At 58.8% G+C, this 24975-nt stretch carries 26 protein-coding genes, 1 tRNA gene and 1 pseudogene; 15 read left to right on the top strand and 13 right to left on the bottom strand.

What is annotated here, in order from left to right:
• Window positions 1-32: 32 nt before the first annotated feature.
• The 4 genes from MUN79_RS10885 to atpD all read right to left on the bottom strand — a co-directional run bounded on the left by MUN79_RS10885 (window position 33) and on the right by atpD (window position 2930).
• Window positions 33-548 carry a tetratricopeptide repeat protein gene (locus tag MUN79_RS10885; protein WP_244677677.1) on the bottom strand — a complete coding sequence of 172 codons (516 nt, stop codon included), beginning with the start codon at window positions 546-548 and terminating at the stop codon, window positions 33-35.
• A complete protein-coding gene (locus MUN79_RS10880) occupies window positions 515-916 on the bottom strand; it encodes a hypothetical protein (protein WP_244677676.1) in 402 nt (133 codons plus the stop codon). Before MUN79_RS10880 ends, MUN79_RS10885 begins: the two co-directional genes overlap by 34 nt.
• 160 nt (window positions 917-1076) lie before the next feature.
• Window positions 1077-1322, bottom strand: coding sequence for an ATP synthase F1 subunit epsilon (gene atpC, locus MUN79_RS10875; protein ID WP_244677675.1), 246 nt, complete (start codon window positions 1320-1322; stop codon window positions 1077-1079).
• A gap of 102 nt (window positions 1323-1424) precedes the next feature.
• Window positions 1425-2930: a F0F1 ATP synthase subunit beta gene (atpD, locus tag MUN79_RS10870; RefSeq protein WP_244677674.1), complete on the bottom strand. Its 1506-nt coding sequence runs from the start codon at window positions 2928-2930 to the stop codon at window positions 1425-1427.
• A gap of 276 nt (window positions 2931-3206) precedes the next feature.
• Between atpD and MUN79_RS10865 the strand changes: the two genes are divergently transcribed.
• The 5 genes and pseudogenes from MUN79_RS10865 to pth all read left to right on the top strand — a co-directional run bounded on the left by MUN79_RS10865 (window position 3207) and on the right by pth (window position 6849).
• Window positions 3207-3279: transfer RNA gene (locus MUN79_RS10865), tRNA-Gln, on the top strand.
• 100 nt (window positions 3280-3379) lie between these two features.
• Window positions 3380-4308, top strand: a pseudogene (locus MUN79_RS10860) (ribose-phosphate pyrophosphokinase).
• Between the two features lie 104 nt (window positions 4309-4412).
• A complete protein-coding gene (locus MUN79_RS10855) occupies window positions 4413-5477 on the top strand; it encodes a DUF6340 family protein (protein WP_244677673.1) in 1065 nt (354 codons plus the stop codon).
• 144 nt (window positions 5478-5621) lie between these two features.
• Complete coding sequence (locus MUN79_RS10850; RefSeq protein ID WP_244677672.1) at window positions 5622-6197, top strand: 50S ribosomal protein L25/general stress protein Ctc; 576 nt, start codon at window positions 5622-5624, stop codon at window positions 6195-6197.
• 88 nt (window positions 6198-6285) lie between these two features.
• Entirely contained in the window at window positions 6286-6849 is a 564-nt protein-coding gene (gene pth, locus MUN79_RS10845; RefSeq protein WP_244677671.1) for an aminoacyl-tRNA hydrolase, read from the top strand.
• Between the two features lie 230 nt (window positions 6850-7079).
• Here pth and metG read toward each other — a convergent pair whose 3' ends face one another.
• A complete protein-coding gene (gene metG / locus MUN79_RS10840; RefSeq protein ID WP_244677670.1) occupies window positions 7080-9125 on the bottom strand; it encodes a methionine--tRNA ligase in 2046 nt (681 codons plus the stop codon).
• A 216-nt stretch (window positions 9126-9341) separates the two neighbouring features.
• Between metG and MUN79_RS10835 the strand changes: the two genes are divergently transcribed.
• Window positions 9342-9929 carry a hypothetical protein gene (locus MUN79_RS10835; protein ID WP_244677669.1) on the top strand — a complete coding sequence of 196 codons (588 nt, stop codon included), beginning with the start codon at window positions 9342-9344 and terminating at the stop codon, window positions 9927-9929.
• A gap of 71 nt (window positions 9930-10000) precedes the next feature.
• On the opposite strand, the gene MUN79_RS10830 is transcribed toward MUN79_RS10835, so the two are convergent.
• The 3 genes from MUN79_RS10830 to msrB all read right to left on the bottom strand — a co-directional run bounded on the left by MUN79_RS10830 (window position 10001) and on the right by msrB (window position 11910).
• Window positions 10001-10357, bottom strand: coding sequence for a hypothetical protein (locus MUN79_RS10830; protein WP_244677668.1), 357 nt, complete (start codon window positions 10355-10357; stop codon window positions 10001-10003).
• Between the two features lie 66 nt (window positions 10358-10423).
• Entirely contained in the window at window positions 10424-11224 is an 801-nt protein-coding gene (locus MUN79_RS10825) for a DUF3050 domain-containing protein (RefSeq protein ID WP_244677667.1), read from the bottom strand.
• A 125-nt stretch (window positions 11225-11349) separates the two neighbouring features.
• On the bottom strand, window positions 11350-11910 hold the full coding sequence (msrB, locus tag MUN79_RS10820) for a peptide-methionine (R)-S-oxide reductase MsrB (RefSeq protein ID WP_244677666.1): 561 nt from the start codon (window positions 11908-11910) through the stop codon (window positions 11350-11352).
• Window positions 11911-12101: 191 nt separating this feature from the next.
• Between msrB and typA the strand changes: the two genes are divergently transcribed.
• On the top strand, window positions 12102-13910 hold the full coding sequence (gene typA, locus MUN79_RS10815; RefSeq protein WP_244677665.1) for a translational GTPase TypA: 1809 nt from the start codon (window positions 12102-12104) through the stop codon (window positions 13908-13910).
• Window positions 13911-14031: 121 nt separating this feature from the next.
• Window positions 14032-14775 carry a YqjF family protein gene (locus tag MUN79_RS10810; RefSeq protein ID WP_244677664.1) on the top strand — a complete coding sequence of 248 codons (744 nt, stop codon included), beginning with the start codon at window positions 14032-14034 and terminating at the stop codon, window positions 14773-14775.
• Between the two features lie 8 nt (window positions 14776-14783).
• On the opposite strand, the gene MUN79_RS10805 is transcribed toward MUN79_RS10810, so the two are convergent.
• The 3 genes from MUN79_RS10805 to MUN79_RS10795 are packed head-to-tail and all read right to left on the bottom strand — an operon-like array spanning window position 14784 to window position 15882.
• Window positions 14784-15059, bottom strand: coding sequence for an acylphosphatase (locus tag MUN79_RS10805; protein WP_244677663.1), 276 nt, complete (start codon window positions 15057-15059; stop codon window positions 14784-14786).
• A gap of 17 nt (window positions 15060-15076) precedes the next feature.
• A complete protein-coding gene (locus MUN79_RS10800; RefSeq protein WP_244677662.1) occupies window positions 15077-15538 on the bottom strand; it encodes an RNA methyltransferase in 462 nt (153 codons plus the stop codon).
• A complete protein-coding gene (locus MUN79_RS10795; protein WP_244677661.1) occupies window positions 15514-15882 on the bottom strand; it encodes a hypothetical protein in 369 nt (122 codons plus the stop codon). The genes MUN79_RS10800 and MUN79_RS10795 overlap by 25 nt, the downstream gene beginning before the upstream one ends.
• A gap of 180 nt (window positions 15883-16062) precedes the next feature.
• On the opposite strand from MUN79_RS10795, the gene MUN79_RS10790 reads away from it, so the two are divergent.
• The 7 genes from MUN79_RS10790 to MUN79_RS10760 all read left to right on the top strand — a co-directional run bounded on the left by MUN79_RS10790 (window position 16063) and on the right by MUN79_RS10760 (window position 21221).
• On the top strand, window positions 16063-16962 hold the full coding sequence (locus MUN79_RS10790) for a CHASE3 domain-containing protein (protein WP_244677660.1): 900 nt from the start codon (window positions 16063-16065) through the stop codon (window positions 16960-16962).
• Window positions 16962-17576, top strand: coding sequence for a sensor histidine kinase (locus tag MUN79_RS10785; RefSeq protein ID WP_244677659.1), 615 nt, complete (start codon window positions 16962-16964; stop codon window positions 17574-17576). The genes MUN79_RS10790 and MUN79_RS10785 overlap by 1 nt, the downstream gene beginning before the upstream one ends.
• A gap of 78 nt (window positions 17577-17654) precedes the next feature.
• A complete protein-coding gene (locus tag MUN79_RS10780) occupies window positions 17655-18065 on the top strand; it encodes a response regulator (protein ID WP_244677658.1) in 411 nt (136 codons plus the stop codon).
• 267 nt (window positions 18066-18332) lie between these two features.
• Window positions 18333-19235: a hypothetical protein gene (locus MUN79_RS10775; RefSeq protein ID WP_244677657.1), complete on the top strand. Its 903-nt coding sequence runs from the start codon at window positions 18333-18335 to the stop codon at window positions 19233-19235.
• A gap of 50 nt (window positions 19236-19285) precedes the next feature.
• Window positions 19286-20029, top strand: a complete 744-nt coding sequence (locus MUN79_RS10770) for an endonuclease III domain-containing protein (protein ID WP_244677656.1) — start codon at window positions 19286-19288, stop codon at window positions 20027-20029.
• Window positions 20030-20056: 27 nt separating this feature from the next.
• Window positions 20057-20332 carry a DUF167 domain-containing protein gene (locus MUN79_RS10765; protein WP_244677655.1) on the top strand — a complete coding sequence of 92 codons (276 nt, stop codon included), beginning with the start codon at window positions 20057-20059 and terminating at the stop codon, window positions 20330-20332.
• A gap of 94 nt (window positions 20333-20426) precedes the next feature.
• On the top strand, window positions 20427-21221 hold the full coding sequence (locus MUN79_RS10760) for a ZIP family metal transporter (RefSeq protein ID WP_244677654.1): 795 nt from the start codon (window positions 20427-20429) through the stop codon (window positions 21219-21221).
• Between the two features lie 101 nt (window positions 21222-21322).
• On the opposite strand, the gene MUN79_RS10755 is transcribed toward MUN79_RS10760, so the two are convergent.
• Together MUN79_RS10755 and MUN79_RS10750 are read right to left on the bottom strand one after the other, a co-directional pair.
• Window positions 21323-22714, bottom strand: coding sequence for an ammonium transporter (locus MUN79_RS10755; RefSeq protein ID WP_244677653.1), 1392 nt, complete (start codon window positions 22712-22714; stop codon window positions 21323-21325).
• A 287-nt stretch (window positions 22715-23001) separates the two neighbouring features.
• Complete coding sequence (locus MUN79_RS10750; RefSeq protein ID WP_244677652.1) at window positions 23002-24840, bottom strand: polysaccharide deacetylase family protein; 1839 nt, start codon at window positions 24838-24840, stop codon at window positions 23002-23004.
• Window positions 24841-24975: the final 135 nt, after the last annotated feature.

The raw sequence follows: 24975 nt of genomic DNA, 5'->3' as shown, positions 1-24975 counted from the left end.
CGGCAAGGTACGGCCGCTGCCGGAGCCATGCGCTATTTCATTTCCCGAATTTCCTTGCTCAGGTCGGCAGCAGCCGGGCGGCCCTCCGGCAACTTGCGCAGCGCTGCCAGGTACTGCTGGGCCTGAGTCTTGTGGCCCAGCTCAATTTCCACCTTGGTCAAGTTAGCCAAGGTTTGCCAGTCGTTGGGCTTGCGGGTGTTGGCCTGCTCAAACAGCTCCAACGACTTCTGCCACTGCTTATTTTGCGCGTAGTACGTACCCAGATTAAACGGAGCCAAGGAGCTTTCCGGGTAGTACTTGCCCAGTAGTTCAGCCAGTTGGCGCACCACTTCATCGGCCTCAGAATTCTGCATCTGCCAGTAGGGCAACATGTATTCCTCCATGCTCTCGGGCACAAAAACTTTTTCCGCCGCGGGCAAAGCGGCTCCGTCCTTCCACCGCCAGGGTTTATTGCTGGCTTGCCGGTCGGCCAGCGCGGCCGTCAGCACCTCAATTTCCCCCGCTGCCTCCCCGGTCATCTCGTAGGTCTTAGCCAAGCCAAAGCGCATATCCAGCCGGTCGGGGCCACCCGAATTCCTTCGCGCAGCGTGGTGCGTGCGGCAGCCAGCAGCGTTGGCTCGTAGCCCTCACTGATGGAGCCGGCCGCTTCCCCGTTGGGCTTGCTGAACACTAGACCGCCCGGCTTGCCCGGGTTTGAGCTTACTTCAACCCGGTAGGCTTTCTTTAGCAGATAGTTAAAGTTGGCTACGTACCAGTCCGGGTCCTGCGGCTTCTTCTGCTGCCAGGTGGTCAGCACCTTTCGGACCTTGGCCGTATCCTGGGTCTGCATGGCTCGCCGAAAATCAATCTGATACGTCTGGGCATAGCCGGTAAGGGAGACCAGGGTCAGCAGGGAAACTGCCAGGATCTTACGCATAAATAAGGCACCAATAAGGATTGAAGGAGTATCGCAAGCTACTCAAATTGCATCCTTTTTCCAGCCCCACCACTGCTGTTCCGTCTGTGAGTACCAGCCACAAAAAAGCCCCGCACCTGTTGCCAGATGTGGGGCTTCAAAAATTGGAGGAAATAGCAGCTTATGCCACTACGCCTTCGGCCAGTACAATCACATTGTTGCGGAGCACTTCCACCACGCCACCTTCGATGCGGAAGGATTCGCGGCCGGCAGCCCCCGTCACCGTGATGTTGCCCGACTTCAGGGCGCTGATCAGCGGGGCGTGGTTGTTCAGAACCTCAAACAGCCCGTCGGTACCCGGAAACTGCGCCGATACGACGTCACCCTCAAATACTTTCCGGTCCGGCGTGATGATTTCTAAATGCATGGTTTCTAATGTGAGAAATGTGGAAATGTGATGAATGTGCTGGGGGTGGTGTGAAAATCATTTCACATTGCCCACATCAGCACATTCCCCACATTAGAAATATTACTTGGCCTCCGCCATCAGCTTAGCACCCTTGGCTACGGCATCCTCAATGGTGCCGACTAGGTTGAAAGCCGACTCGGGCAGGTGGTCGTAAGTACCGTCGATGATGGCGTTGAAGCCTTTGATGGTATCCTTGATATCAACCAGTACGCCGGCCAGACCGGTGAACTGCTCGGCCACGAAGAAGGGCTGCGACAGGAAGCGCTGTACCCGACGGGCCCGCGTTACGGTCAGTTTATCCTCTTCCGAGAGTTCGTCCATACCCAGGATGGCGATGATGTCCTGCAGTTCCTTGTAGCGCTGCAGAATCTCCTTCACGCGCTGAGCCGTGTTGTAGTGCTCAGCACCAAGAACTTCAATCGACAGAATGCGCGAGGTGGAGTCCAGCGGGTCTACTGCGGGATAAATGCCAAGCTCAGCAATTTTCCGCGACAGTACCGTAGTAGCGTCCAAGTGGGCAAAGGTGTTAGCCGGAGCTGGGTCAGTCAAGTCATCGGCAGGTACATATACGGCCTGTACCGAGGTGATGGAACCACGCTTGGTCGAGGTGATACGCTCCTGCATGGCGCCCATTTCGGTAGCCAGCGTGGGCTGGTAACCTACGGCCGACGGCATACGACCCAACAGAGCCGATACTTCCGAACCCGCCTGGGTGAAGCGGAAAATGTTGTCGATGAAGAACAGGATGTCGCGGCCAGCGCCGGTGCCGTCACCGTCACGGAAGTTTTCCGCAATGGTCAGACCCGACAGGGCTACGCGGGCACGGGCTCCGGGGGGCTCGTTCATCTGGCCGAACACCAGGGTGGCCTGCGACTTGAGCAGTTCGTTCTGGTCCACCTTCGAGAGGTCCCAGCCGCCTTGCTCCATCGAGTGCTTGAACTCTTCACCATACTTGATGATGTCCGACTCGATGAATTCGCGCAGCAGGTCATTGCCTTCGCGGGTGCGCTCACCCACGCCAGCAAACACCGACAGACCAGCGTAAGCCTTAGCAATGTTGTTTACCAGCTCCATGATCAGTACGGTCTTGCCCACACCGGCACCACCAAACAAACCAATCTTGCCACCCTTTACATAGGGAGCGAGTAGGTCGATTACTTTGATACCCGTGAACAGGATTTCCGACGACGTGGCCAGATCTTCGAAGGGCGGGGGCTGGCGGTGGATGGGCAGCGGACCGTCGCTCTTGGGCTGGGGAATGCCGTCGATGGCGTAGCCTACCACGTTGAAGAGACGACCTTTCACGCCTTCGCCCGTGGGCATCGACATGGGGGCGCCCAGGTTCCGGACTACCGCGCCGCGGGTCAGGCCCTCGGTTGAGTCCATGGCGATGGTGCGCACACGGTCTTCACCGAGGTGTTGCTGGCACTCCAGGATGACTACCTGGCCGTTGTCTTTCGTGACTTCGAGTGCGTCGAGGATATTGGGAAGCGTAGAGCCTTCACCCGCGAAGCTCACGTCCACAACGGGACCGATTACCTGGGTGATTTTACCGTTATTCGCCATTGCGAGTCTTTATAGAGGATGGGTGCAACGTTTTCAGGGTGCAAAACTACGGCTTAATCCCGGCTTTGCCAAAGGCTGTTTGGAGTAAAGCTCGGAGCTTTTTTTCGGCCTTAATCCACCCTGATTATCAGCCTATAAGGTCAAAAACGCCATATTTAAGGGGATAGTGCCTGAAAAAAACTTGAAATATTTTTGCGGTAAAATTTGCCTTGAATGATTCCCGTAGTACATTTGCACACCCAAACGGCACATCCACACCGATAGCCGCTTGGAAATTGTCCGATGGTGTAACTGGCAACACGCTTGATTTTGATTCAAGAAAGTCCAGGTTCGAGCCCTGGTCGGACAACCGACTAAGTAACGCGAAAGGCGCTGATCCTTCCTCCCCGGAAGAATCGGCGCCTTTCGCTTTTTCAGTTTATTCCGTTTTCGCTTCCTTTCCCCTCTCCATGGCCCAGCAGGTTAAAATCTTTGCAGGAAACGCATCTCCTGAACTCGGTAAAGCAATTGCCGAAGCATACGGTACTACGCTCGGTGATTTGAGCATTCAGCGCTTCGCTGACACGGAGCTCGGTCCCAGCTTCAATGAAAGCGTGCGCGGCTGCGCCGTATTCCTGATTCAGAGCACCAACCCACCGGCCGAAAACCTGATGGAGCTGATGCTGATGGTGGACGCCGCCAAGCGTGCCTCGGCCGCCTCGGTTACCGTCGTGATGCCCTACTTCGGCTACGCCCGCCAAGACCGTAAGGACAAACCCCGGGTAAGCATCGGGGCCAAAGTGGTGGCCGACTTCATTCAGAGCGTAGGCACCGACCGTCTGATGACTTGCGACCTGCACGCGGGCCAGATTCAGGGCTTCTTCGACATCCCCGTGGATCATTTGGATGGAGCTACTGTTTCGGCTCCTTATATAAAGTCGCTGGGCCTGGATGATTTGATCTTCGCTTCCCCGACGTAGGCGGCGTGGTGCGCACCCGGGCCTTTGCCAAGAAGTTCGGCGCCGAAATCGTAGTCTGCGACAAAATGCGTTTGCGGGCCAACGAAATTGCCTCGATGCAGGTCATTGGCGACGTGACGGGCATGAATGTGGTGCTCGTGGATGACATCGTGGACACGGCCGGCACCATTTGCAAAGCCGCCGAGCTCTTGATGGAGCGCGGAGCCAAGTCGGTACGGGCCGTTATTACCCACGGCGTGCTCAGCGGCCCGGCCCACGAGCGGATCCGCAACTCGGTGCTGGAAGAGTTGGTCATTACCGACACGATTCCGCTGAAAGAGGAAAACCACAAGATCAAGGTGATTTCGCTGGCCAACCTATTTGCCCAGGCTATTCGCAACGTGGTGACCCACGAGTCAATCAGCTCGCTGTTTATCTAACCACCAGCTCAGGCTGGGTTGTATAGTAGTCAGAGCCAATTTTGGCACGGTGTTGAAGAGGGGAGCTGAAAGGTTCCCCTCTTTCCGTTTTTATTTTTCTGACTATGAATTATTCTCTACTCCGTTTTGCCTGGGCCAGCATGGTCATCCTGGGCCTAGCCAGCAGCTGCACCACGACCGTTCACCTGGAGGCACTGGCTCCGGCCTCGGTACCCATGCCTCCCGCCCTGCAGCGCATTGCTACCGCCAACCGCATTCTGCCCGACAGCCGCCGCGACAAGTTCTTCGACGTAATGGAGGGTATTTTCACGGGGGAAGGCCCGATGGTAGACCGGGCCGGGGCGGAAGCCTGCGTACTGAGTACCGGCGAGGCTCTGATGCGCAACAGCCCGCGTTTCCGCGTGACTCCGGCCAACCTGCAGCTCGTGGGCCGCACACGCGAGTTTTTCCTGCCCCCCATGGCTCCTGACTACGTCCGCAAGGTCTGCCGCACCTCGCAGGTCGATGGGCTGGTGGTGCTCGAAGCCTTCGACTCCGACATGCAGCTGCAGAAGCGCCAGGAAGAGCGGGTTATTAAGGAGAAAGACAAGCCCGACCGCAAAGTACTGGTGACGGTGGTGCACATGGACATGCGCATTGTGTCCGGATTCCGCACCTACGGCCCCGAGGGAATAGTAGTCGATCAGGCCCGGCAGGAAGACCATTTGGGCTGGACCAGCGAGGGCGCCACTTACCAAGCTGCGCTGGCCGGCTTGCCCGCCCCGGAGCGCTGCATCCGGGAAGTGGCCCTACGGGTCGGCGACCAGTATGCCCGCCGGATTGCGCCGTCTTACGTGCCGTTGTCGCGCAATATTTACACCCGCGCCAAGAAGAATGCGCACATGCAGCAAGCCCGGCAGTGCGTGCAGGCCACCGACTGGAGCCAGGCCGCGGCCCGCTGGCAGCAGGCTGCCCGCAACCTCAACCACGTAGTAGCAGGCCGGGCCTTTTATAATCTGGCGGTGTACGAGGAAATGAACAACCGCCTGCCCGAGGCAATCGACTACGCCCGCAAGGCAGCCTACACCTGCCAGATGCGGCCGGCCGTGGCGTATCTGCGCGTGCTGCAGGACCGGCAGCAGGCCGAGCAGCTGGTGCAACAGCAGATGGCCGGTACTGCCGCCAAATAGGTTGGTTTTGCCCTACCCTATCCCGACAAAGCTGAGAGCGAGTTTTAATTGTCGGATAGTCCGCCTATCTTTGCGGCCCGTTTTGGGCTGATTGTCAGCTTGGCCGGGAAAACACAATTTACTTTTTCTCAAAAACACAAGCTTATGAAAAGCCTCGAGATTGTAGGGTTTAAAAGAGCGAATCTCGGTAAGAAGGATGCGAAAGCACTGCGTCTTGACTCGTATGTTCCGTGCGTATTGTACGGTGGCGAAGAGCAAGTGCACTTCTCGGCTCCGGCCATCCTCTTCCGCGAATTGCTGTACACCCCCGAAGTACACGTTGTAGACGTGAACGTAGAGGGCACTGTATACCGCGCCATCGTGCAGGATGCTCAGTTCCACCCCGTGAACGAAATGCTGCTGCACGTTGACTTCCTGTTGCTGCAGCCCGGCAAGGAAGTGAAGATGGAAATTCCCGTGAAGTTCGTGGGCGTTTCGCCCGGCGTACTGGCCGGTGGTAAGCTGGTGAGCAAGCTGCGTAAGCTGAAGGTAAAGGCTCTGCCCGAAAACCTGCCCGACTTCGTAGAAGTAAACATCTCGGACCTCGAGCTGGGCAAGTCGATTAAGGTTAGCAAGGTGGAAGCTCAGAACTACACCATCCTGACCAACGGCGCGGCTCCGATTGCTACCGTAACCATCCCACGTGCGCTGAAAGGCCAGATGGCCGGCGGCGACCGTTAATATCTCTCCGCCCTGCGGAAACCAACAGAAATCCTGTCCTGCTTCGGCGGGGCAGGATTTCTTGCGTTAAAACCCCGTATTTCGCCTTATGAAGTTTCTCGTTATGGCCCTGGGCAACATCGGGCCCGAATACGCCGACACCCGCCACAACATCGGCTTTATGGTGGCCGACTATCTGGCCGCCAAGCACGACGCCAGGTTTGAGCTCAAGCGCCACGCCTTCGTCACCGAAATCAAGCACAAGGGCAAAACGCTGGTGCTGGTGAAGCCTACCACCTACATGAATCTGAGTGGCAAAGCGGCCCTGCACTACCTAACGAGCGAGAAAATCCCGAAGGAAAACATGGTGGTCGTCACCGACGACCTGGCCCTCCCCTACGGCAAGCTGCGCCTGAAAGGTAAAGGCTCGGCCGGCGGACACAACGGCCTGAAGCACATTCAGGAAACGCTAGGCACGGATGAATACGCCCGCCTGCGCTTCGGTGTGGACGCCAATTTCCCTAAGGGCCGGCAGGTGGATTATGTGCTGAACCCCTTCTCAGCCGACGAGAAGATTGATCTGGCGCTCCACATTGAAAAAGCCGCCGACGCCATCTTGTCCTTCGCCACTATCGGCCTGGAGCGCACGATGAACGTGGTCAACACTCGGTAATGTGCGAATGTGGTTGAATGTGCTGATGTGCTAATTCTCGTGTCATTGCGAGGAGGCACGACGAAGCAATCCGTCCTCTGCTAGTGACAAACGTTTTTTACCAGAAAGCCCCTTCCTACACGCCGTAGAAAGGGGCTTTTCACTTCAGGATGCTCAGCACTCTTCAGAGGACGGATTGCTTCGGCTTCGCCTCGCAATGACACGTTTCTATGGAAGGACCAAAGCTTACATTATGCGACGTGGCTGCCGGGGCGCACGTGCTGGCCGGGCTGCATGAGTTGTAAAGAACCATCGGCATTTTCGGCCAGCAGCAGCATGCCCTGACTCTGTATGCCTTTGATTTCGCGCGGGGCCAGGTTGAGCAGCACCAAGATCTGCTGGCCAATTAGGGCCTCGGGGATGAAGTGCTCAGCAATGCCGCTGACGATGGTGCGCTGGTCGAGGCCGGTATCGACGGTGAGCTTGAGCAGCTTTTTGGTTTTGGCTACTTTCTCGGCGGCTACCACCGTGCCTACGCGCAGATCCATCCGGCCAAACTCGTCGAAGCTGACGTCTTCTTTGGCGGGCTCAGCTACGGCGTTGGCCAGCTCGTTGGCTTTCTTGGTATCGAGCAGCTTCTGCACCTGAGCTTCCACGGTGGCATCTTCGATTTTGTCGAAGAGCAGGGCGGCGGCCCCAATTTCGTGACCGGCCGTCAGTGTGTTGGGACGGCCGGCAGTTTGCCAGCTGCCTTTTTCTACCCGCAGCATTTCGCCCAGCTTCTCAGCGGAGGCAGGTAGGAAGGGCTCCATAAGCGTAACCAGGCCGGCGGCAATCTGCAGGGCTACGTGCAGCACGGTACCGGTGCGAGCCTCGTCGGTTTTGATCAGCTTCCAGGGCTCGGTTTCGGCCAGGTATTTATTACCGACGCGGGTCAGGTTCATCAGCTCGCCCAGGGCGTCGCGGAAACGGTAATTGTCAATCAGCTCCCCGATGCGCTGCGGAAACTCGGCCAATTGGGCCAGGGCTTCCAGGTCAATGGGCTGCAATTCGCCGCTAATAGTAGGCACTTTGCCGGCGAAGAACTTGTGGGTAAGCACCACGGCCCGGTTCACGAAGTTGCCCAGGTTGGCCACCAGCTCGTTGTTGTTGCGGGCTTGAAAGTCTTTCCAGGTAAAGTCGTTGTCCTTGGTTTCGGGGGCGTTGGCACACAGGGCGTAGCGCAGCACATCGGCCTTGCCGGGGAAATCCAGCAGGTACTCGTGCAGCCACACGGCCCAGTTGCGGGACGTACTTATTTTGTCGCCTTCCAGGTTCAGAAACTCGTTGGCAGGCACGTTATCGGGCAGGATATAGTCGCCGTGGGCCTTGAGCATCGCCGGGAAGATAATGCAGTGGAACACGATGTTGTCCTTGCCGATGAAGTGCACCAGCTTGCTGCCGCTGTCTTTCCAGTAGGTTTCCCAGGTATCGGGCAGCAGATCTTTGGTAGCGGAAATGTAGCCGATGGGTGCATCAAACCACACGTAGAGCACTTTGCCTTCGGCACCTTCTACGGGCACGGGCACGCCCCAGTCCAGGTCGCGGGTGACGGCGCGGGGCTGCAGGCCCTGGTCAATCCAGGATTTGCACTGCCCGTACACGTTGGTTTTCCAGTCGGACTTGTGGCCTTCCACAATCCACTCGCGCAGCCAGGGCTCGTACTGGTCGAGGGGCAGGTACCAGTGCTTGGTTTCGCGCAGCACGGGCTGGTTGCCGCTGAGCATGCTGCGGGGCGAAATCAATTCGGTGGGGCTCAAGGACGAGCCACATTTTTCACACTGGTCACCGTAGGCGTTTTCGTTACCGCAGTTGGGGCAGGTGCCTACGATGTAGCGGTCGGCCAAAAACTGCTCGGCTTTTTCGTCGAAATACTGCTGCGAGGTCTGCTCGATGAATTTGCCTTCCTCATACAGCTTTTTGAAAAAGCCGCTGGCTACTTCGCTGTGCGTTTGGGAAGAAGTGCGCGAATAAATATCGAACGACACGCCAAATTCGGCGAAGGAATCCCGAATTATAGCGTGGTATTTATCTACGACTTGCTGGGGCGTTACGCCTTCTTTTTGAGCCCGAATTGTGATGGGTACGCCGTGCTCGTCGGAGCCGCAAATAAACTTGACGTCACGACCTGCGGAGCGCAGATAACGAACGTAAATATCCGCCGGTAAATACACGCCGGCCAAATGCCCGATATGCACGGGGCCATTGGCATAAGGCAGCGCAGCCGTGACGGTATAGCGTTGAGGATCAGATTGCATACGCAAAGAAAAAACAGAAATTCAGTGAGAGAAGAAGCGAAGATTTAGAGGACTTATTCGCTTATATAGGCACAAAGAAACAAGGTTTTCGAAGGATTGGCGGTGGTTCAAAACCTTAACATAGCCCAACAGGTAAATAGGTCTATATTTGGGCCGAACGGTAACGTTACGAGACGCTGCATTTGTGTCAGCCCCTTCAATTTATCCCCTCCGCCCATGAAAAAATCTGCTCCGGATCAGCCTGAGAAAAAGGCTAAAAAAGATCCAGAACAAAAAGCGCAGCGCAAAGCTGATAAAGCTGCCGCCCGCGCCTCCAGTTCCCTGGTCGACAAGCGCTCCGAAAAGAAAGCCAGTCAGAAAAAGTCGCTGAAGGCTGCTGCCAAGCAGCTGCAAAAAGAGCTGGATCTGCGCATGAAGGAAGTGGTAGACCGCATCCGCAAAGAAACGAAAGCCAAGCTCAAAGAAGTAGTAAAAGATGCCACCAAGCGCTTAGACGTTGATACTGAGCGCATGTTTGAGGAAGCTTTGCACAACATCGTGCGGCACTATGACGGGGCAGCCTCGGTAGCTGGCTCCGATAGCATTTCCACACTAGCCCCTACTGGCACTGCCGTTGACACGAAGCCAGCGGCACAGCGCAATCGGTCGGCAGCCGGCGGCAACTCCCGCCCGGCGGCTGCAGCTCCGGCACCCCGCCGGTCGCGCCCCGCAGCCGGCAGCGCCCCGCGCCGTGACCGAAAGGCTGCCGCCCCCACAACGGATAACGCCGAGGCTGGCGGAGACAACGAAGCGTCGAACAGCTAACGACAACGCGTTTTTTGGCTGATTTTTACCACCGGGCCGGTTCTCTTGCAGGAGAGCCGGCCCGGCGTGGTTTAGGGCAGGCGGCGCACCGTATCTACCGGGGCTCCATCGAGGCGGCGCAGGCGGGTTTCGGTGGAGGTGTTGTTGGGGTCGTTGGTATTCACGTTTTCCACCCGCTGCCGGGCGTTGGAGCGGGCCGCCTGCTCCCGAATATCGACCCGGCCCGGGGTGGCATCCGGGGCCGAGCCGCCGTAGCCGGCGTTGCTATTGTAGGCAGCTTGGCGGTCGGCATCGGTGCGAATAGTGCTGGGCAGCGGGGCCCGGTCCACTTCGGCGCTGCTTTCCTGACTGGCCGTGCAGGCCGTGAGCCAGGCAGCCCCCGTCAGCAGGCAGATGCGGCCCGCAGTGTATATAGATTGATACGACATGGTTGTAAAAGTTAGGGCAGCTCTGGTATGAGCTGCCCTCTTACAACGCGCAGAAAGACGAGTTAGTTAGCCTGCAGTCGAAACCGGCACGGCGGCGCTCATGGCCTGCCGGATTCCGTCCCACAGGGCCACCCGGGCCTGCATGCAGCGGGCGGCTACTTCCCGGCACTCTTCCCAGCTCTGCTCGGTGCTGCCGCACAGCTCGCGCACCATCTGCTCGGCCAGGGGCGTGTGCACTTCCTCATCGAGCTGAATGTGGCGGTTGAGGTAGTAAATGAAGGTTTCGAGCTGGCCCGGAAAGCGCGTCCCCAGATCGGCTACCAGGTGGCGGAACATGTCGGGAATAACGTCTTCGCGCCCGAAGGTGAAGGCCGCCGCCACCACGTGCGACTTGCCCGTGTTGATGACGTTGAAGGTACTGAGCACGAACTGCTGCACCGCGTACGGCACGTTGGCTTGCAGCAAGGCCATTTCTACCGACTCTCCCACCGACAGCGCGTCCAGGAGCTTGCGAATGGGCTGGGTGTCGGCGCCGCACTCTTCCATGGCCCGAAGGTACATCTCAAAGTGACTGGCCGGCCGGCCGTGCTGGTCCACGTCGGTTTCCTCTTCCAGCACGATTTCGTTGATCAGGCGGCGGGTGGCCGGATTGCCACGCGGTACCCACGGCACCGTCACGCAGGTCAGGTCACGCTGCAGAATCTTGAGCAGGGACATAAAATCCCACACGGCAAACACGTGATGCTGCATAAACACCCGCAGGTCATCCAGGGTCTGAATGCCCTGGTACACGTTGTGGGTCACCAGCTGCTCCCGGGCCGAGGCCAGCTGCTGCTGCAAGGTGTGAATTGGATCGACGGTGGTCATAGACTAAAAATGAAAACGATGACGAAAGCCACAGCCGTTGCACTGTAATACGGGCCGGGCTTACAACAAGGCAGCCCGCCGAAGGACTTCAGCGGGCTGCCTGGCAACACAAATATCGGGCAGTTTTACTTGGCCTTTTCAAAAATCATTCCGTCCGAGTCCATGCAGTAGCGCAGGCCAGTAGGCTTGGGTCCGTCGTCGAAGACGTGGCCCAGGTGGCCGCCGCACTTGGCGCACACCAGCTCGTCGCGACTCATGCCGTGGGTGTTGTCGGTAGTTACTTTCAGGCTGCTATCAGTGGCCGGGGCCCAGAAGCTCGGCCAGCCCGTGCCCGACTCAAACTTGGCCTCGGAGGTGAAGAGCAGGTTGTGGTCGGCGGCGCAGTAGTACGAACCTTTTTCGTGGTTGTCGAAGTATTTATTATTGAACGCCTGCTCAGTACCCTGCTGGCGCAGAATAAAATACTGGGCCGGGGTAAGCTGGGCCTTCCACTGCGCATCGGTCTTGCGCACTGGAAACTCGTCGGGCCGGTGCGACACGGGCTGGGCCTTCGGATACTGCCGGCCCGCAGCGGTGGGCTGCGTGGGGGCCTGAGGCTTCTCCGCGGCCAGATTCTGGCGTTTTTGGGAGCAGGCGGAGTTCAGCGTTAGAGAAGAAATTAGCAGAACCAGAAAGGAGGTGCGCATGAGCAAAGGAAAAAGTTGAACACTACACAAACAGCGCCTACAAAGCCGCTGCTGATGCAGGAAACATACGCGGCGGAGCTTCGGTTCGGTTTAGGTAAGGGCGTGCCTTTCAGCCTGAATCAGCTAACATTTTGATAACTCGGGCTTTTGCCAACAGAAATGCCTACCTTTGCACCCGCAAAACCATCTGTATGCAGAACATTCGGAATATCGCAATCATTGCGCACGTTGACCACGGCAAGACTACGCTCGTGGACAAGATTATTCACGCCTCGAAGCTGTTCGACGAACACCAGCAGTTCGACGACCTGATCCTCGATAACAACGATCTGGAGCGCGAGCGGGGTATCACCATCGTATCCAAGAACGTATCCGTCCGCTATAAGGACGTTAAAATCAACATCATCGACACCCCTGGTCACGCCGACTTCGGTGGTGAGGTGGAGCGCGTACTGAAGATGGCCGACGGCGTACTGCTGCTGGTCGATGCTTTCGAAGGCGCCATGCCCCAGACCCGCTTCGTGCTGGGCAAAGCCATTGACCTGGGCCTGAAGCCCATCGTGGTAGTAAACAAAGTCGACAAGGAAAACTGCCGTCCCGACGAGGTGCACGAGCAGGTATTCGACCTGATGTTCAACCTGGGTGCCAACGAAGACCAGCTGGACTTCGTGACCCTGTACGGCTCCTCGAAGCAGGGCTGGATGAGCACCGACTGGAAAGTAAAGACCGACAGCATCATCCCGCTGCTCGACGCCGTAGTAGCCTCCATTCCTCCGGCTCCGACCTTGGACGGCACGCCCCAGATGCAGGTTACCTCGCTCGACTACTCTTCGTTCGTGGGTCGTATTGCCATCGGCCGTGTGCACCGCGGTACGCTGCGTGAAGGCGCCAACATGAGCCTGGTGAAGCGCGACGGCACGATCAAGAAAGTTAAGATCAAAGAGCTGCAAGTTTTCGAAGGCCTGGGCAAAAACAAGGTTTCCGAGGTTAGCTCGGGCGAAATCTGCGCCGTAACCGGCATCGAAGGCTTCGACATTGGCGACACCCTCGCCGACGCCGAAAACCCCGAGGGCCTGGCTACCATCAGCATCGACGAGCCGACGATGAACATGCTGTTCACCATCAACAACTCGCCGTTCTTCGGTAAGGAAGGTAAGTTCGTGACCTCGCGTCACCTGCGCGACCGTCTGTTCAAGGAAACCGAGAAAAACCTGGCCCTGCGCGTAAAGGAAACCGATAAGGAAGACACGTTCCTCGTGTACGGCCGCGGCATTCTGCACTTGTCGGTACTGATCGAGACCATGCGTCGTGAAGGCTTTGAGTTGCAGGTAGGCCAGCCCCAGGTTCTGTTCCGTGAAGACGAAAACGGCAACCGTCTGGAGCCTATCGAGCACCTGGTGGTAGACGTACCGGAGGAAACTGCCGGTAAGGTTATCGAACTGGTGACGATGCGCAAAGGCGAGCTGACCATCATGGAGCCTAAGGGCGACCTGCAGCACCTGGAGTTCAACATCCCCGCCCGGGGCCTGATTGGCCTGCGCAACAACGTGCTGACCGCCACCGCTGGTGAGGCCATCATGAACCACCGCTTCTCGGCTTACGAGCCCTACAAAGGCGTAATTCCCGGCCGTATCTCGGGTTCGCTGATTTCGATGGACACCGGTGCCGGCACCGCTTACACCATCGACAAGATGCAGGACCGTGGTGAGTTCTTCGTTGATCCAGGCGAGGAAGTGTACGCTGGCCAGGTTATCGGTGAGCACACCCGCCCCAACGACTTGACCATTAACATCCAGAAAGGCAAGAAGCTCACGAACATGCGTGCTTCGGGCTCGGATGAAAACGCCAAGATCATTCCTAAGCGTCAGTTCTCGCTGGAAGAAGCCATGGAATACATCCAGAAGGATGAGTACCTGGAAGTAACGCCGAAGTCGGTGCGGATGCGCAAGATCCTGCTCGACGAGAACGAGCGTCTGCGCTCGGCCAAGAAAGTAGACTAAGCAGTTAGTCGATTTGAGTAGAAAAGGGATGCAGCCGACGGCTGCATCCCTTTTTGCTTTATTGCTGCGCCGGCTCAGCTTTTCAGGGGGCTGAGTTGTTGTTAAGGTCAAACCTGCGCTTATGACTTTTGCCCCCCTTCCCCTCCGGCCCCGGCTGCCCCTAATGCGGCAGCGTTGGAGCCAGCTGCTTTTCGCCCACTGGCCGGTGGCACCGGAAGTACTGCAGCCGTATCTGCCGACCCGCTTGGAGCTGGACTTGTTTGAGGGCCAGGCATGGCTGGGTGTGGTGCCCTTTACCATGAGCGGAATCCGCCCCCTGGGGCTGCCCGCCGTGCCGGGACTAAGCAATCTGCACGAACTCAACGTGCGCACCTACGCCCGACTGGATGGGGTGCCTGGCGTGTGGTTTTTATCCCTGGATGCCACTCAGCCGCTGGGCGTGTGGGCGGCCCGCAACCTGTTTCACTTGCCTTATCTGCACGCCCGCATGACCCTTACCGAGACCAACGGCACGCTGCACGCCAAGGCTGAGCGTACGCACCCGGGCGCAGCCCCAGCCACCTTCGCCGCTTCTTGGACACCCGGTCGCCAACTGCCGGCCTCAGCCCCGGGTACGCTGCAGCACTTTCTTACGGAACGCTACCATCTCTACACGGCTGGACCCGACCTGCAAAGCGCCATCAAAGGCTCTGACTTGTGGCGCGGCGACGTGTACCACGCCCCGTGGGCCCTGCGCACGGCCACGCTCCATACTTGGGAATCGACAGTGGTGGAAAGCCACTGCCTGCCTACGCTGGCCGGAGCCCCGCTCCTGTACGCGGCCGACGCGCTGGATGTGTGGGTCCGCAGAATTCAGCGGGTGTAAGACCGGGCCTAACGGCGAACCTCGAACTCGGTATAGCCCCGCACTTCTCCGCCGCTTACCTCTACCCTATCCACGCGGGCCGTGAGCGGACCTTGGTGGCACCAGGCTTGCAGCGCGTCCAGCGCTTCGGCAGGACCTTCGGCTTCGATGCTGACCGTACCGTCCGCGTTGTTGCGGGCAAAGCCCGTCAGGCCCAGGCGCTGGGCTTCGGCGCGGGTGCTCTGGCGGAAAAACACGCCCTGCACCCGGCCGTGGACATGAAAGTTGCGGTGCTCAATAGCCATGACGAGAAAGGTAGAGTTTACTGCCGCTGGCGCACGGCTTCGAAGGTGAGCACAGCGGTGGCAATGCTCACGTTGAGCGAGTCGATGTAGCCGCGCATGGGGATAATGATGGTTTCGGTGCAGGCCTCGCGCAGCTCAGGGGTAAGGCCGTCGGCCTCGGTGCCCATCACGAAGGCGGTGGGGCCGCGGAAATCGTACTCTGTATAGGGCCGGGCCGTGGGCGTAAGGGCGGCGGCATAGGTCTGGATGCCGTTTTCCTGGCACCAAGCCAGCACTTCCTGCCGGGTAGAGGCCACCGTGGGCACCGTGAAGATGCAGCCGATACTGGAGCGGATGGCGTTGGGGTTGTAGAGGTCGGTGCGCGGGTCGCAGACGATAACGGCATCAACGTGGGCCGCGTCGGCGGTGCGCAGCACGGCACCCAGGTTGCCGGGCTTCTCTACGGCTTCCAGAATCAGCAATAAGGGGTTGGGGGGCAAGTCCAGCGTCTGGAGGCGGCGTTGTGGGGGCGGGCCAGGGCCAGAATTCCGTCGGACCCTTCCCGGTAGGCCACCCGCTCAAACACGGCTTTGGACACCGAAAACCACTCAACCAGGCTTCCCAACGTAGCCTGCAATTCCTGCTGCCGGGTTTCGCCGGCCAGCTCGGGGCACACAAATAGGCTGCGAATCTCGATGCCCGCTTGGTGGGCAATGGTCAGCTCACGGTGCCCCTCGATGATGGTAAGCTGCTGCTCGCGCCGCTCGGAGGCCTTTTGCTGCAGGCGCAGCAGGTTTTTGATGCGCGGGTTCTGGGGGCTGGTTATCGGGTCGAGGGCGGGCATAGGCTAAAGCGGGCAAAGACTAGGGCGAAGGTACGCAGCCAGGGCCGGTACGGCCTACGGGCCCGGGAGCGTAACACGCAAACTTTACGGTTTGGGCCCTTGCTTTGGCGCAAATCATCCAGTTTGAGCTACGGCACGGCTGAACCAGAATGTGCCCCGAAGCCCGTAGGTTTGTAGCCTATGCAACTCAATCTGAACACGAAAATCCTGCTGGGCTTTGCCGTAGCGGCCGGCGTGCTGCTGCTCACGGCCGTGGCCTCCTTTCTGAGCATTCGGCAAGTAGCCGTGCAAACCCGCCACGTAGAGCATACTTACCGCGTGATTCTGGAGGCCGAGCAGCTCACTTCCCGGGTGCGCGACGCCGAGTCGCGGGTGCGGGGCTTTCTGCTCACGGCCGACACGTCCTACCTGCAGACCTACGGTACCTCGCAGCAGGAAGTCGAGGAAAGCTTCGGGCGGCTGGAACGCATGACGGCCGACAACCCCCGCCAAGCAGCCCGCGTGGACTCGATGCGGCAGCTGGTGGAGCAAAAATTCAGCAACATGCGCCTGCTGCTCAACCAGGACCGGTCCATTACCAGCTCCTCGACTCAGACCATTCTGGACACTGGCCGGCAAACGATGCGGGCCATTTTTGCCTTGTTTGAAGGCATCAAAACCAGCGAACTGAAACTGCTGGCCGAGCGCAACCGGCAGCAAACTCTCTACGAAACCATTGCCCCCATCACCATCATTGTTTCGGCCACCATTGCTATTCTGATAACGCTATGGCTGTTTCAGAAGATATCCAAGGAAATTGCGGCCAACGAGAAACTGCAGCAGGAGCTAGCCGCCATCAACCAGGCCACCAGTCAGCGCATTCAGATTATCGAGAACCTGGCCAACCAAGTGGTGCAGGGCGACTATAAGGTCAAGATTAAGGACAAGGAGAAGGACAGCTTGGGCAATCTGGCCACTTCGCTTAACCGCATGACCCAGACCCTGGACGACACCTTTGGGGCCCTGCAGAACCGAAACCGGGAACTCGACCAGTTTGCCTACGTGACGTCCCACGACCTGAAAGCCCCCTGCGCGGGGTGATGACCGTGGTAAAATGGATTGAAGACGAGCTCAAGGCCGAGCTTTCCGACCAGATGCGGCAGTACCTGGGCATGATGAAAGGCCGCCTGACGCGCCTGGAAGACCTTATCAACGGACTGCTGGCGTACGCGCGCATCGGGCGCACCGAGCAGAAGCTGGAAGAAGTGGCTGTGCAGGAACTGGTAGACGAAGTGCGGGAACTGGTGGTGCCGCCCACGTTCCAGGTCAACGTGACTTCCCCACTGCCGGTGCTAGTTACCGACCGGCTGAGCTTGCAGCAGATATTCACCAACCTGTTCAGCAACGCCGTAAAATACCATCATCAGGGCCAGGGCACCATCACGGTAAGCTGCACCGAGGCCAAAAAGGAATATGAGTTCACCGTGGCTGACGACGGACCCGGTATTGCGCCCGAGTACCACGAGAAGATCTTCCTGATTTTCCAAACCCTGCGCGACCGGAACACGGCCGAGAGTACCGGCATTGGCTTGAGCATTGTCAAGAAGATTTTGGACGAGCAGAAGAGCAGCATTCGGGTAAGCTCGGAGCCGGGTCAGGGTACGGCCTTTATTTTCACCTGGCCCAAAGTTTCCGTTACCGAAAAAGCAATCTAGGTACTAGCTTGCACCGTTTTCGGCTGAGCCCCGCCCGACCTGGCCAGTGGATTTTTCCTCTACCCCTTGATTTTTCTTATGCGCTCGGTACTATTGGTTGAGGATGACTTTTTTGACACGATGACCGTGCAGAAGGCTTTCGAGAAATTCAGCATTCAGCACAAGCTCTACACAGCCTTTAACGGTCTGGAAGCCCTGGACTTGCTGCTGGGCCGTAACGGAGCCGAAGCCATTGAGCCCCTGCCGGAGGTAATACTGCTGGATTTGAACATGCCCAAGATGAACGGACACGAGTTCTTGGTGGAACTGCGCAGCCACCCGGCGCTCAGCGAGATTCCCGTTTTCATTACCACCACCTCGGCCATGGACATTGACCGGGCCCGGGCCCAGAACCTGGGCGTGAGCGGCTACATTCTCAAGCCCCTCGACTTTGAAACCGGCACTGATATGGTCGACAGCATCAGCCTGCTGGAGCAGCTGCTTAAGTAGCCCGCTTCTTTTCCAACTTATTACATTACAAGGTATTATCAGGCCACTCCTGCCGCTTCCAAGCGCGGCGGCAGTGGCCTGGCTCGTTGCTGAGGATCCTGAAAATCGGGAGCTCTGCAACTAATTACCCCGGCCGTAGCATCTTTGGGAATGGATGAGGCCCCGGCCGTGTTCGGACAGCGCCCTGGCGGCAGCCCGATTTTCCGCGGCCAGCCCTTCCACAATCTTCCTCATTCTGGCATAAGGCCAGAATAACTACTGCTTCTCATGACGTTCCGTTTTTGCCTTTTCCTGATGACGCTGGGTGCGGCCACTCCCACGGCAGTACTAGCCCAGAACACGCCGCGTGAGCTCAATACCCTGCCCACCGTTCCCGATTCGGCCCGCCGCCAGACCCGGCAGCAGCCCCAGCTTTCCCAGCAGCCCCAGCCCCCGGCTCAACCCGCCCCCTCGACGGCACCAGTCCCGGCCTCCCCAATTCCTTCGGAGAACAGCAAGTTTGCGGTAGGCCTCAAAAACGGCACCGTGTACCGGGCCTACGATGTGGAAACCAAGCAGCCCATTTTCGGACGCTCCTACCTGCTGCTCGACGACCAGCGGCGGATTGACCTGAGCGAAATCAGCTTCTACGAGGACGAAAGCGGCCATTACGTGCGTACGGTGCTGCCGAAATCTTCGCGCGAGACGACGCTGCGCCGGGACCGGGTGGGCCGCCTGAGCTTGTATTCCCAAACCAGCACCCAGTACGCGGGCAGTGGCTACAGTCCCTTTGGCTACGGCCGCTACGGGGGCTACGGCTATGGTGGCTACGGCTACGGTGGGCCCATGTACCGCACGGTAAAGACGGAGTACTTCAGCAAGGACAACGGCCCAATTCAGGACCTGAGCGTGCGCAACCTAAGCATTGCCACCGCCGACAATGCTGGCAGCGTGGCGCTGTTGATGCAGGCACGCAAATACCAGACCTTCACGACGCTGAGCTACATAGCAGCGGCTGGAGTGGTAGCCGCCGGCCTGTTTTCGACCCTGAACCCCGGGCAGTCGGGCTCGGGCATTTCCCCGCTGATTTACGCCGGTATTCCGCTGGCCATCGTGCCCATAGTACTGGGCAGCAAGCAGCAGCAGAACATCAAGCAGGCCATTTCGCTCTACAACCGGGGCTCGGAGTAAGCTGACCAGAGAGAGGGCAACCCACCGCGCCAGCGGGCGTAAGGTGAAGGGTGGAGCCTACCTCAGCCGTTTGTACCGATTTTGCTTCCTGCCAGGCCCGGGCCCTGCGGGCTCATGAGCTGCTGTGCGCGGAATACGGCGCGCCGTTTCGTTTTTTCAGCATCAAGGACCCGCTCAGTGAGCTAATCAGCGCCCTGCTTTCCCACCGCACCCGCAACCAGGAGTCGCACCGGGCTTACCAGCAGCTGCGCACCGACTTTCCGACTTGGGAAGAAGTGCGGGACGCGCCCACGGCGGCCGTGGAGCAGGCCATTAGCGCCTGTACCTGGCCCGAGCAGAAAGCCCCCCGGATTCAGGCCGTGCTGCGCGAAATCAGCACCCGCTGTGGGGGCCCCTGCGACCTTTCGTTTCTGGCCGAAAAGCCTATTCCCGAGGCCCGGGCGTGGCTGGAGTCGATTTCCGGCGTAGGCCCCAAGACCAGCGCTGCGACGCTGCTTTTCAGCTCCCTGCGCCTGCCAGCCATGCCCGTCGACAGTCACCACCACCGCGTGGCCCAGCGGCTAGGGCTGATTGGCCCCAAAGTAGGCGAAGGACCGGCCCACAAGCTGCTGGCGGCTCTGCTCCCACCCGAATGGGACGCCCAGCAAGTGTACGACCACCACGAAGCCCTCATGTTCCACGGGCAGAAGTGCTGCTATTTTCACAGTCCGGCCTGCGGGCGGTGCGTGGTGCTGGACCAGTGCCCTTTTGGGCAGGCCCGGCTGGGCAAGCCGGCTGCCCAGAACCCGGCGTAGTATCTTACGGGGCCTTTTTGCCTTTTTATGCCCGTTATCCTGCACCTCAAAGCCAAGCCCAACAGCCGCCAGAATCAGCTGGTCGTCGGGGACGACGGCAGCTTGACAGTGCGCCTAAAGGCTCCGGCTCAAGATGGCAAGGCCAACGCCTGCTTGCTAGCGTATCTGGCTGAGGTATTCGGGGTGAGTAAATCCGGAGTGGAGCTGCTGAGCGGGCATACGGCGCCGTTTAAGAAGGTGCGGCTGGCGTCTGTGGACGAAGCCGAGCTGCCAGCTATTCTAGCCCAGTTTCGGGAGCAATAGACGGATACTCAGGCGGTAGGGGTTTACCTCGGCCGTAAGCTGGACTAAGAAGCCGAAGGTGCGTATAAGGGTCGAGCTTCCTTATCCTGCACACATGACTTTTCCGACCTGGGCCGTAGCCGGCTTTTGGGGCCTGGTTTCGGGTTCCGCTCTGGTAATTGGGGCCGGTATTGGCTATTATGCCAACATTGCCCCCCGCATAATTGCCGCCATTATGGCCTTTGGCAGCGGCGTGCTGATTTCCACTTTGTCGTTGGAGCTAATGGAGGATGCCTACGCCAAAGGCGGCCTCGACTCTACGGCCCTGGGCTTCGTGGGCGGGGCGGCGGTCTACACGTTGGCCAACTGGCTGCTGGCCCGGCACGGCGCCAAGCACCGCAAACGCTCGGGGCAGCACCAGAAAGTAGAGCGCGAAAAAGTGCAGACGGGCCAGAAAGAAGCCACCGAACCCGGGGACGACAATGGCATGGCCCTGGCCATTGGGGCCCTGCTCGACGGAATTCCGGAAAGCATCGTTATTGGCCTGAGTCTGCTGGCTGGTGGAGCCGTGAGCGTGGTGGCGGTAGTGGCTATTTTTCTGTCGAACCTGCCCGAGGGCCTTTCCAGCGCGGCCGGTATGAAAAAAGCCGGCCGCCCGGCGCGCTACGTGTTCCTGCTGTGGCTGGGCATTGCCCTGATTTCGGGCTTGTCGTCGCTAGCCGGCTACACCATTTTCAGCCACTTTTCCCAGGAAGTAGTGGCCGCTACCACCGCCGTAGCGGCCGGTGCCGTGCTGGCTATGATTGCCGACACGATGATTCCCGAAGCCTTCGAAACGGCCCACAACTTCACGGGTCTGATAACGGTGCTGGGGTTTCTGACGGCTTTTTTCCTGAGCAAGATGGAGTAAGCCGGCTCCTGAAAAACAGCGAAAAAGAAAAGGCCGCCGGCTTCAACCCCGGCGGCCACCCCTTCTTATAACCTTATGCAGCACTACTGCCGCGGCAGTACTCAGATCCGCTCCACTACCGTTTCACGCACTTGCTCTTTGCGGTAGGTTTGCTCGAATTCTTCATCAATATGGTAGGTTGATTCTTCGTGCTGGCTCAGGTCGAGACCTAGCTCTTCCTGGGCTGGTTTTACGCGTAATCCGAAGATTAGGTCGGTGATTTTCAGCAAAATCCAGGCTCCAACAAAGGTAAAAGTGATGACGATGGCCAGACCTAGCACGTGGTAGCTGAAGGTGGTCATGGAGCCGTGGATCAAGCCAACTTTATCGGCAAACACGCCGGTGAGCAGCATACCTACGATGCCACCCAAGCCGTGGCAGGGAAACACGTCGAGCGTATCGTCAAGGGAGGTGCGGCTGTTCTGCCAGTGCACGGCGGCCTGGCTGATGAGGGCGGCCAGCACCCCGATCAGCACGCTCTGCCCGTAGGTAACGTAACCGGCGGCAGGCGTAATGGCCACCAGACCTACCACCGCCCCGATGCAGGCACCCAGCGCGGTAGGCTTGCCACCCCGCACGACTTCAATCAGCAGCCAGGCTACCAGAGCCGCGGCCGAGGCCATGTTGGTATTCACAAACGAGAGGGCCGCCAGCTCGTTGGCGCCCAAAGCCGAGCCGGCATTAAAACCAAACCAGCCAAACCACAGCAAGCCCGTACCCAGAATAACGTACGGCACGTTGGGCGTTACAAAAGACGTTTTGCGGCCGTGAATAGCACGCGGACCCAGCACAATAGCGGCGGCCAGAGAGGCAATACCGGCAGAAATGTGTACCACCGTGCCCCCGGCAAAGTCGAGCACGCCCCATTTGCGCAGGAAGCCTTCGGGGTGCCAGGTCCAATGGGCCAGCGGGCAGTAGATAAAGATGCAGAACAGCACCATAAAGGCCAGATACGCCTTAAAGCGCACCCGCTCGGCAAAGGAGCCGGTAATCAGGGCCGGGGTGATAATGGCAAACTTGAGCTGAAAGGCAAAGAACAGCACAAAGGGAATATTCGGCGACAAGACCGGATGCGGAGCCGTGCCCACGTTGCGCAGCATCACAAAGGTGAGTGGGTTGCCAATCAGGCCGTGCCAGGAGTCGCCGTAGGCCAGGGAGAAGCCCACGAAGTACCACACCAGAGAGATGACGCCCAGGGCCACAAAGCTCTGTAGCATGGTGGAAATAACGTTTTTGGGTCGCACCATGCCCCCGTAAAAAAACGACAGACCCGGCGTCATGATGAGCACGAAGGCCGTGGCGGTCAGCATCCAGGCCATGTCGGCCGCATTGAGGCTGCCGGCTACGGCAGCGGGGTGCGGCAGGTCGACGAAGGCGGCGACGGTGCTGAGAATGATGAGCCCGGCCAGCGTCAGTAAACTATAGCTCGGGCGAAGGACTGCAGAACGACTCATAATACCTGGTTGTAAGTACCCACCTTTCTATTCAAAGGTCAATTTACACCTAACCCTTTAAAAAATCTATAAACTACCCTTATATTTTAGGGGCTAAACTACCAAACACTACATTTATCTGCACTTTGACTGTCTGCATTGAGGGCATTTTCAAAATAACTATCATTTGTTAGTAACACCACTTTAAACAAGTATGCCCCACCAACGCTTTCGTGCAAGGGCGTTGGTGGGGCAGAGCAGGATTATAGCTTAAGTGGGTCAGCGAAGAACTGGTTATTGTATCAAAGCTACTTCTTGCGCTTAAAGCGGTAGTATTTTCGGTACCAGGACGCGGTTTTCTTGAACAAAGTGCTAGTTGTTTCCTCAGGGAACATATTGACCCGAAAAATCTGGAACCGGTCATCTTCCAGGTGCAGGCCGCCCGTGTCGGTAGCCACCCCAAAGGCAAAGCCAGCGTGGCTGACCAGTTGCTTTACTTCTTCATTGAGCCCGCCGTACGGGTAGGCAAAGGACACCACTTGGGTTTTCAGCTGCTGTTCCAGCTGCTGCTTACTCACCGTTATTTCCTGGGCGGCTTGCTCGGCGGGCAACGTGGTCAGGTTGGGATGCCGAAGCGTGTGAGCCCCAATTTCCCAGCCGGCCGCCACAAAAGCCTGCTTTTGCTCCAGACTCATAATCTCGCAGCGCGGCTCAGTGGGGTCCGAGTCTACGTCCCAGAAATTGTAGCGCACTTGCTCGTCGCCCAGTAGGTAGAGCACGCCGCGGTAGCCGTAGCGCTGCATCAGGGGCAGTAGGTTCGTAAAGTTGTCGGTGTAGCCGTCGTCGAAGGTCAGAATCAGCGGCCGGGCCGGAAACTCCTGCAAGTCCCGCTCCCCGTTGGCAAAAGCCAGGTAGTCGAGAAAGGTGATGGGCGTGAAGCCCCTGCGCTGGAAAAACTGCAGGTGCTGCTCGAAGTTGTCCCGCGTGACGAAGATGCGGTGCTTGGTTGGCAGCGGCTCCAGCGGAATCTTGTGATACATCAGGATGGGAATAAAGCCCGGCACCCGCTTTTGCATCATGGCCCCGCGGTACACCTCCAGCACCTGGGCCGCCACGGCGGGCAGGGTATAATCGCGCTGCACCCGGGCCTGCAGCGCCGCCCCGGCCGGGTGGGGCGCGGTCAGAAACGTACGGGCATCCTGCAGCAGCTCGTTGTAGTCGACAGTAGTAGGCTGCAGTCGGGCCGAAATGTCGCCGAAATTTGACGCGGCGGCTTGCTCGTAGTTGGCTTCCGTCACCAGGCCGGCGTAGGCCGCTTCGCCCAAAGCCAGCACGCTGCAGGCCGCGCCCAGGGCCTCAATGGCCACCCGCCCCGCACCCACCACCAGAGCCGACTGCCGCAGCCACTGCGGGACATCCTGGGTGAAGCCCACCACTTCGACCCGCTCGCCAAACTCGGCCTGCAACTGCGCCAGGGCCGCTTTGCCGGCGGCGGGCAGTTGCTCCAGCTCCGCTCCTACCAGGGCCACGCGCAGCACCGCAAACTCCCGGAGCAAGGCCGGAAATACGTGCTGCAGCAGCTGGGCCGCCCGCTCACCCTTGCCCCCGTTGAAGCGCCCGATAAACGAGAGCCGCAGGGGCCGGACCTGGGTGGCCAGCTCGGGGGCCTGGTCTGCAAAATTGACACCATTGGGCAGCAGCACGATTTTCTCGGGCTGCATCTTCACTTCCTCTACCAAGTGAGTTTTCAGGTTGGCGCAAATAGCCACCACCTTGTCGCCGTAGATGTCGAAGAGGCTGGTGGAAGTGTGCAGGTGCTGACGGCCGTGCACCGTGGAAACCAGCGGTACGCCAGTGCCTTTCACGGCAAAATACGCCACCCAGCTGGCCGCCCGGGAGTGGGCGTGCACTACCTCAATGCGGTGCTCCCGCAGCAGGCGGCGTAGCAGCAGAATGTTGCGCAGCCGCTGCGGATGCCGCCGGTTGGTAATGGGCGCCTGCACGCACAGCGCCCCGGTGGGCAACTGGTCCATGTCCGACACCATCACCACCTCGTGCCCCTGGGCCCGGTGCGCCTCGGCCAGATGCACGGCGTAGCTGACGGAACCAGCAAAGAAATCGGCGGACAGTACGTGAAGAATGCGCATAGAGGAAAGAAACGGGAATGGCCGACAAAGGTACAAAAGGCCCGAAGCGCGCCGCCGGCCAAGCGGGGGCAAAAACGCGGGCAACGCCTTGGCGCTGGGCTCTTGGAAGCAAAAGCCGTAGCTTGCAGTTTCAAT

Source organism: Hymenobacter cellulosilyticus, assembly GCF_022919215.1.
GTDB classification, from domain to species: Bacteria; Bacteroidota; Bacteroidia; order Cytophagales; family Hymenobacteraceae; genus Hymenobacter; species Hymenobacter cellulosilyticus.
This window is presented reverse-complemented; position numbering and strand designations above follow the sequence as displayed.

Bases quoted from the DNA above. Each gene is read 5' to 3' on its own strand.
- atpD (WP_244677674.1), bottom strand. From the start codon at position 2,930: ATGGCGAATAACGGTAAAATCACCCAGGTAATCGGTCCCGTTGTGGAC.
- MUN79_RS10765 (WP_244677655.1), top strand. From the start codon at position 20,057: ATGCCCGTTATCCTGCACCTCAAAGCCAAGCCCAACAGCCGCCAGAAT.
- MUN79_RS10850 (WP_244677672.1), top strand. From the start codon at position 5,622: ATGAAAAGCCTCGAGATTGTAGGGTTTAAAAGAGCGAATCTCGGTAAG.
- msrB (WP_244677666.1), bottom strand. From the start codon at position 11,910: ATGCGCACCTCCTTTCTGGTTCTGCTAATTTCTTCTCTAACGCTGAAC.
- MUN79_RS10775 (WP_244677657.1), top strand. From the start codon at position 18,333: ATGACGTTCCGTTTTTGCCTTTTCCTGATGACGCTGGGTGCGGCCACT.
- metG (WP_244677670.1), bottom strand. From the start codon at position 9,125: ATGCAATCTGATCCTCAACGCTATACCGTCACGGCTGCGCTGCCTTAT.
- MUN79_RS10810 (WP_244677664.1), top strand. From the start codon at position 14,032: ATGACTTTTGCCCCCCTTCCCCTCCGGCCCCGGCTGCCCCTAATGCGG.
- MUN79_RS10785 (WP_244677659.1), top strand. From the start codon at position 16,962: ATGACCGTGGTAAAATGGATTGAAGACGAGCTCAAGGCCGAGCTTTCC.
- MUN79_RS10750 (WP_244677652.1), bottom strand. From the start codon at position 24,840: ATGCGCATTCTTCACGTACTGTCCGCCGATTTCTTTGCTGGTTCCGTC.
- pth (WP_244677671.1), top strand. From the start codon at position 6,286: ATGAAGTTTCTCGTTATGGCCCTGGGCAACATCGGGCCCGAATACGCC.
- MUN79_RS10755 (WP_244677653.1), bottom strand. From the start codon at position 22,714: ATGAGTCGTTCTGCAGTCCTTCGCCCGAGCTATAGTTTACTGACGCTG.
- MUN79_RS10805 (WP_244677663.1), bottom strand. From the start codon at position 15,059: ATGGCTATTGAGCACCGCAACTTTCATGTCCACGGCCGGGTGCAGGGC.
- MUN79_RS10880 (WP_244677676.1), bottom strand. From the start codon at position 916: ATGCGTAAGATCCTGGCAGTTTCCCTGCTGACCCTGGTCTCCCTTACC.
- MUN79_RS10825 (WP_244677667.1), bottom strand. From the start codon at position 11,224: ATGACCACCGTCGATCCAATTCACACCTTGCAGCAGCAGCTGGCCTCG.
- MUN79_RS10760 (WP_244677654.1), top strand. From the start codon at position 20,427: ATGACTTTTCCGACCTGGGCCGTAGCCGGCTTTTGGGGCCTGGTTTCG.
- MUN79_RS10790 (WP_244677660.1), top strand. From the start codon at position 16,063: ATGCAACTCAATCTGAACACGAAAATCCTGCTGGGCTTTGCCGTAGCG.
- MUN79_RS10855 (WP_244677673.1), top strand. From the start codon at position 4,413: ATGAATTATTCTCTACTCCGTTTTGCCTGGGCCAGCATGGTCATCCTG.
- MUN79_RS10885 (WP_244677677.1), bottom strand. From the start codon at position 548: ATGCGCTTTGGCTTGGCTAAGACCTACGAGATGACCGGGGAGGCAGCG.
- MUN79_RS10780 (WP_244677658.1), top strand. From the start codon at position 17,655: ATGCGCTCGGTACTATTGGTTGAGGATGACTTTTTTGACACGATGACC.
- typA (WP_244677665.1), top strand. From the start codon at position 12,102: ATGCAGAACATTCGGAATATCGCAATCATTGCGCACGTTGACCACGGC.
- MUN79_RS10830 (WP_244677668.1), bottom strand. From the start codon at position 10,357: ATGTCGTATCAATCTATATACACTGCGGGCCGCATCTGCCTGCTGACG.
- MUN79_RS10835 (WP_244677669.1), top strand. From the start codon at position 9,342: ATGAAAAAATCTGCTCCGGATCAGCCTGAGAAAAAGGCTAAAAAAGAT.
- atpC (WP_244677675.1), bottom strand. From the start codon at position 1,322: ATGCATTTAGAAATCATCACGCCGGACCGGAAAGTATTTGAGGGTGAC.
- MUN79_RS10795 (WP_244677661.1), bottom strand. From the start codon at position 15,882: ATGCCCGCCCTCGACCCGATAACCAGCCCCCAGAACCCGCGCATCAAA.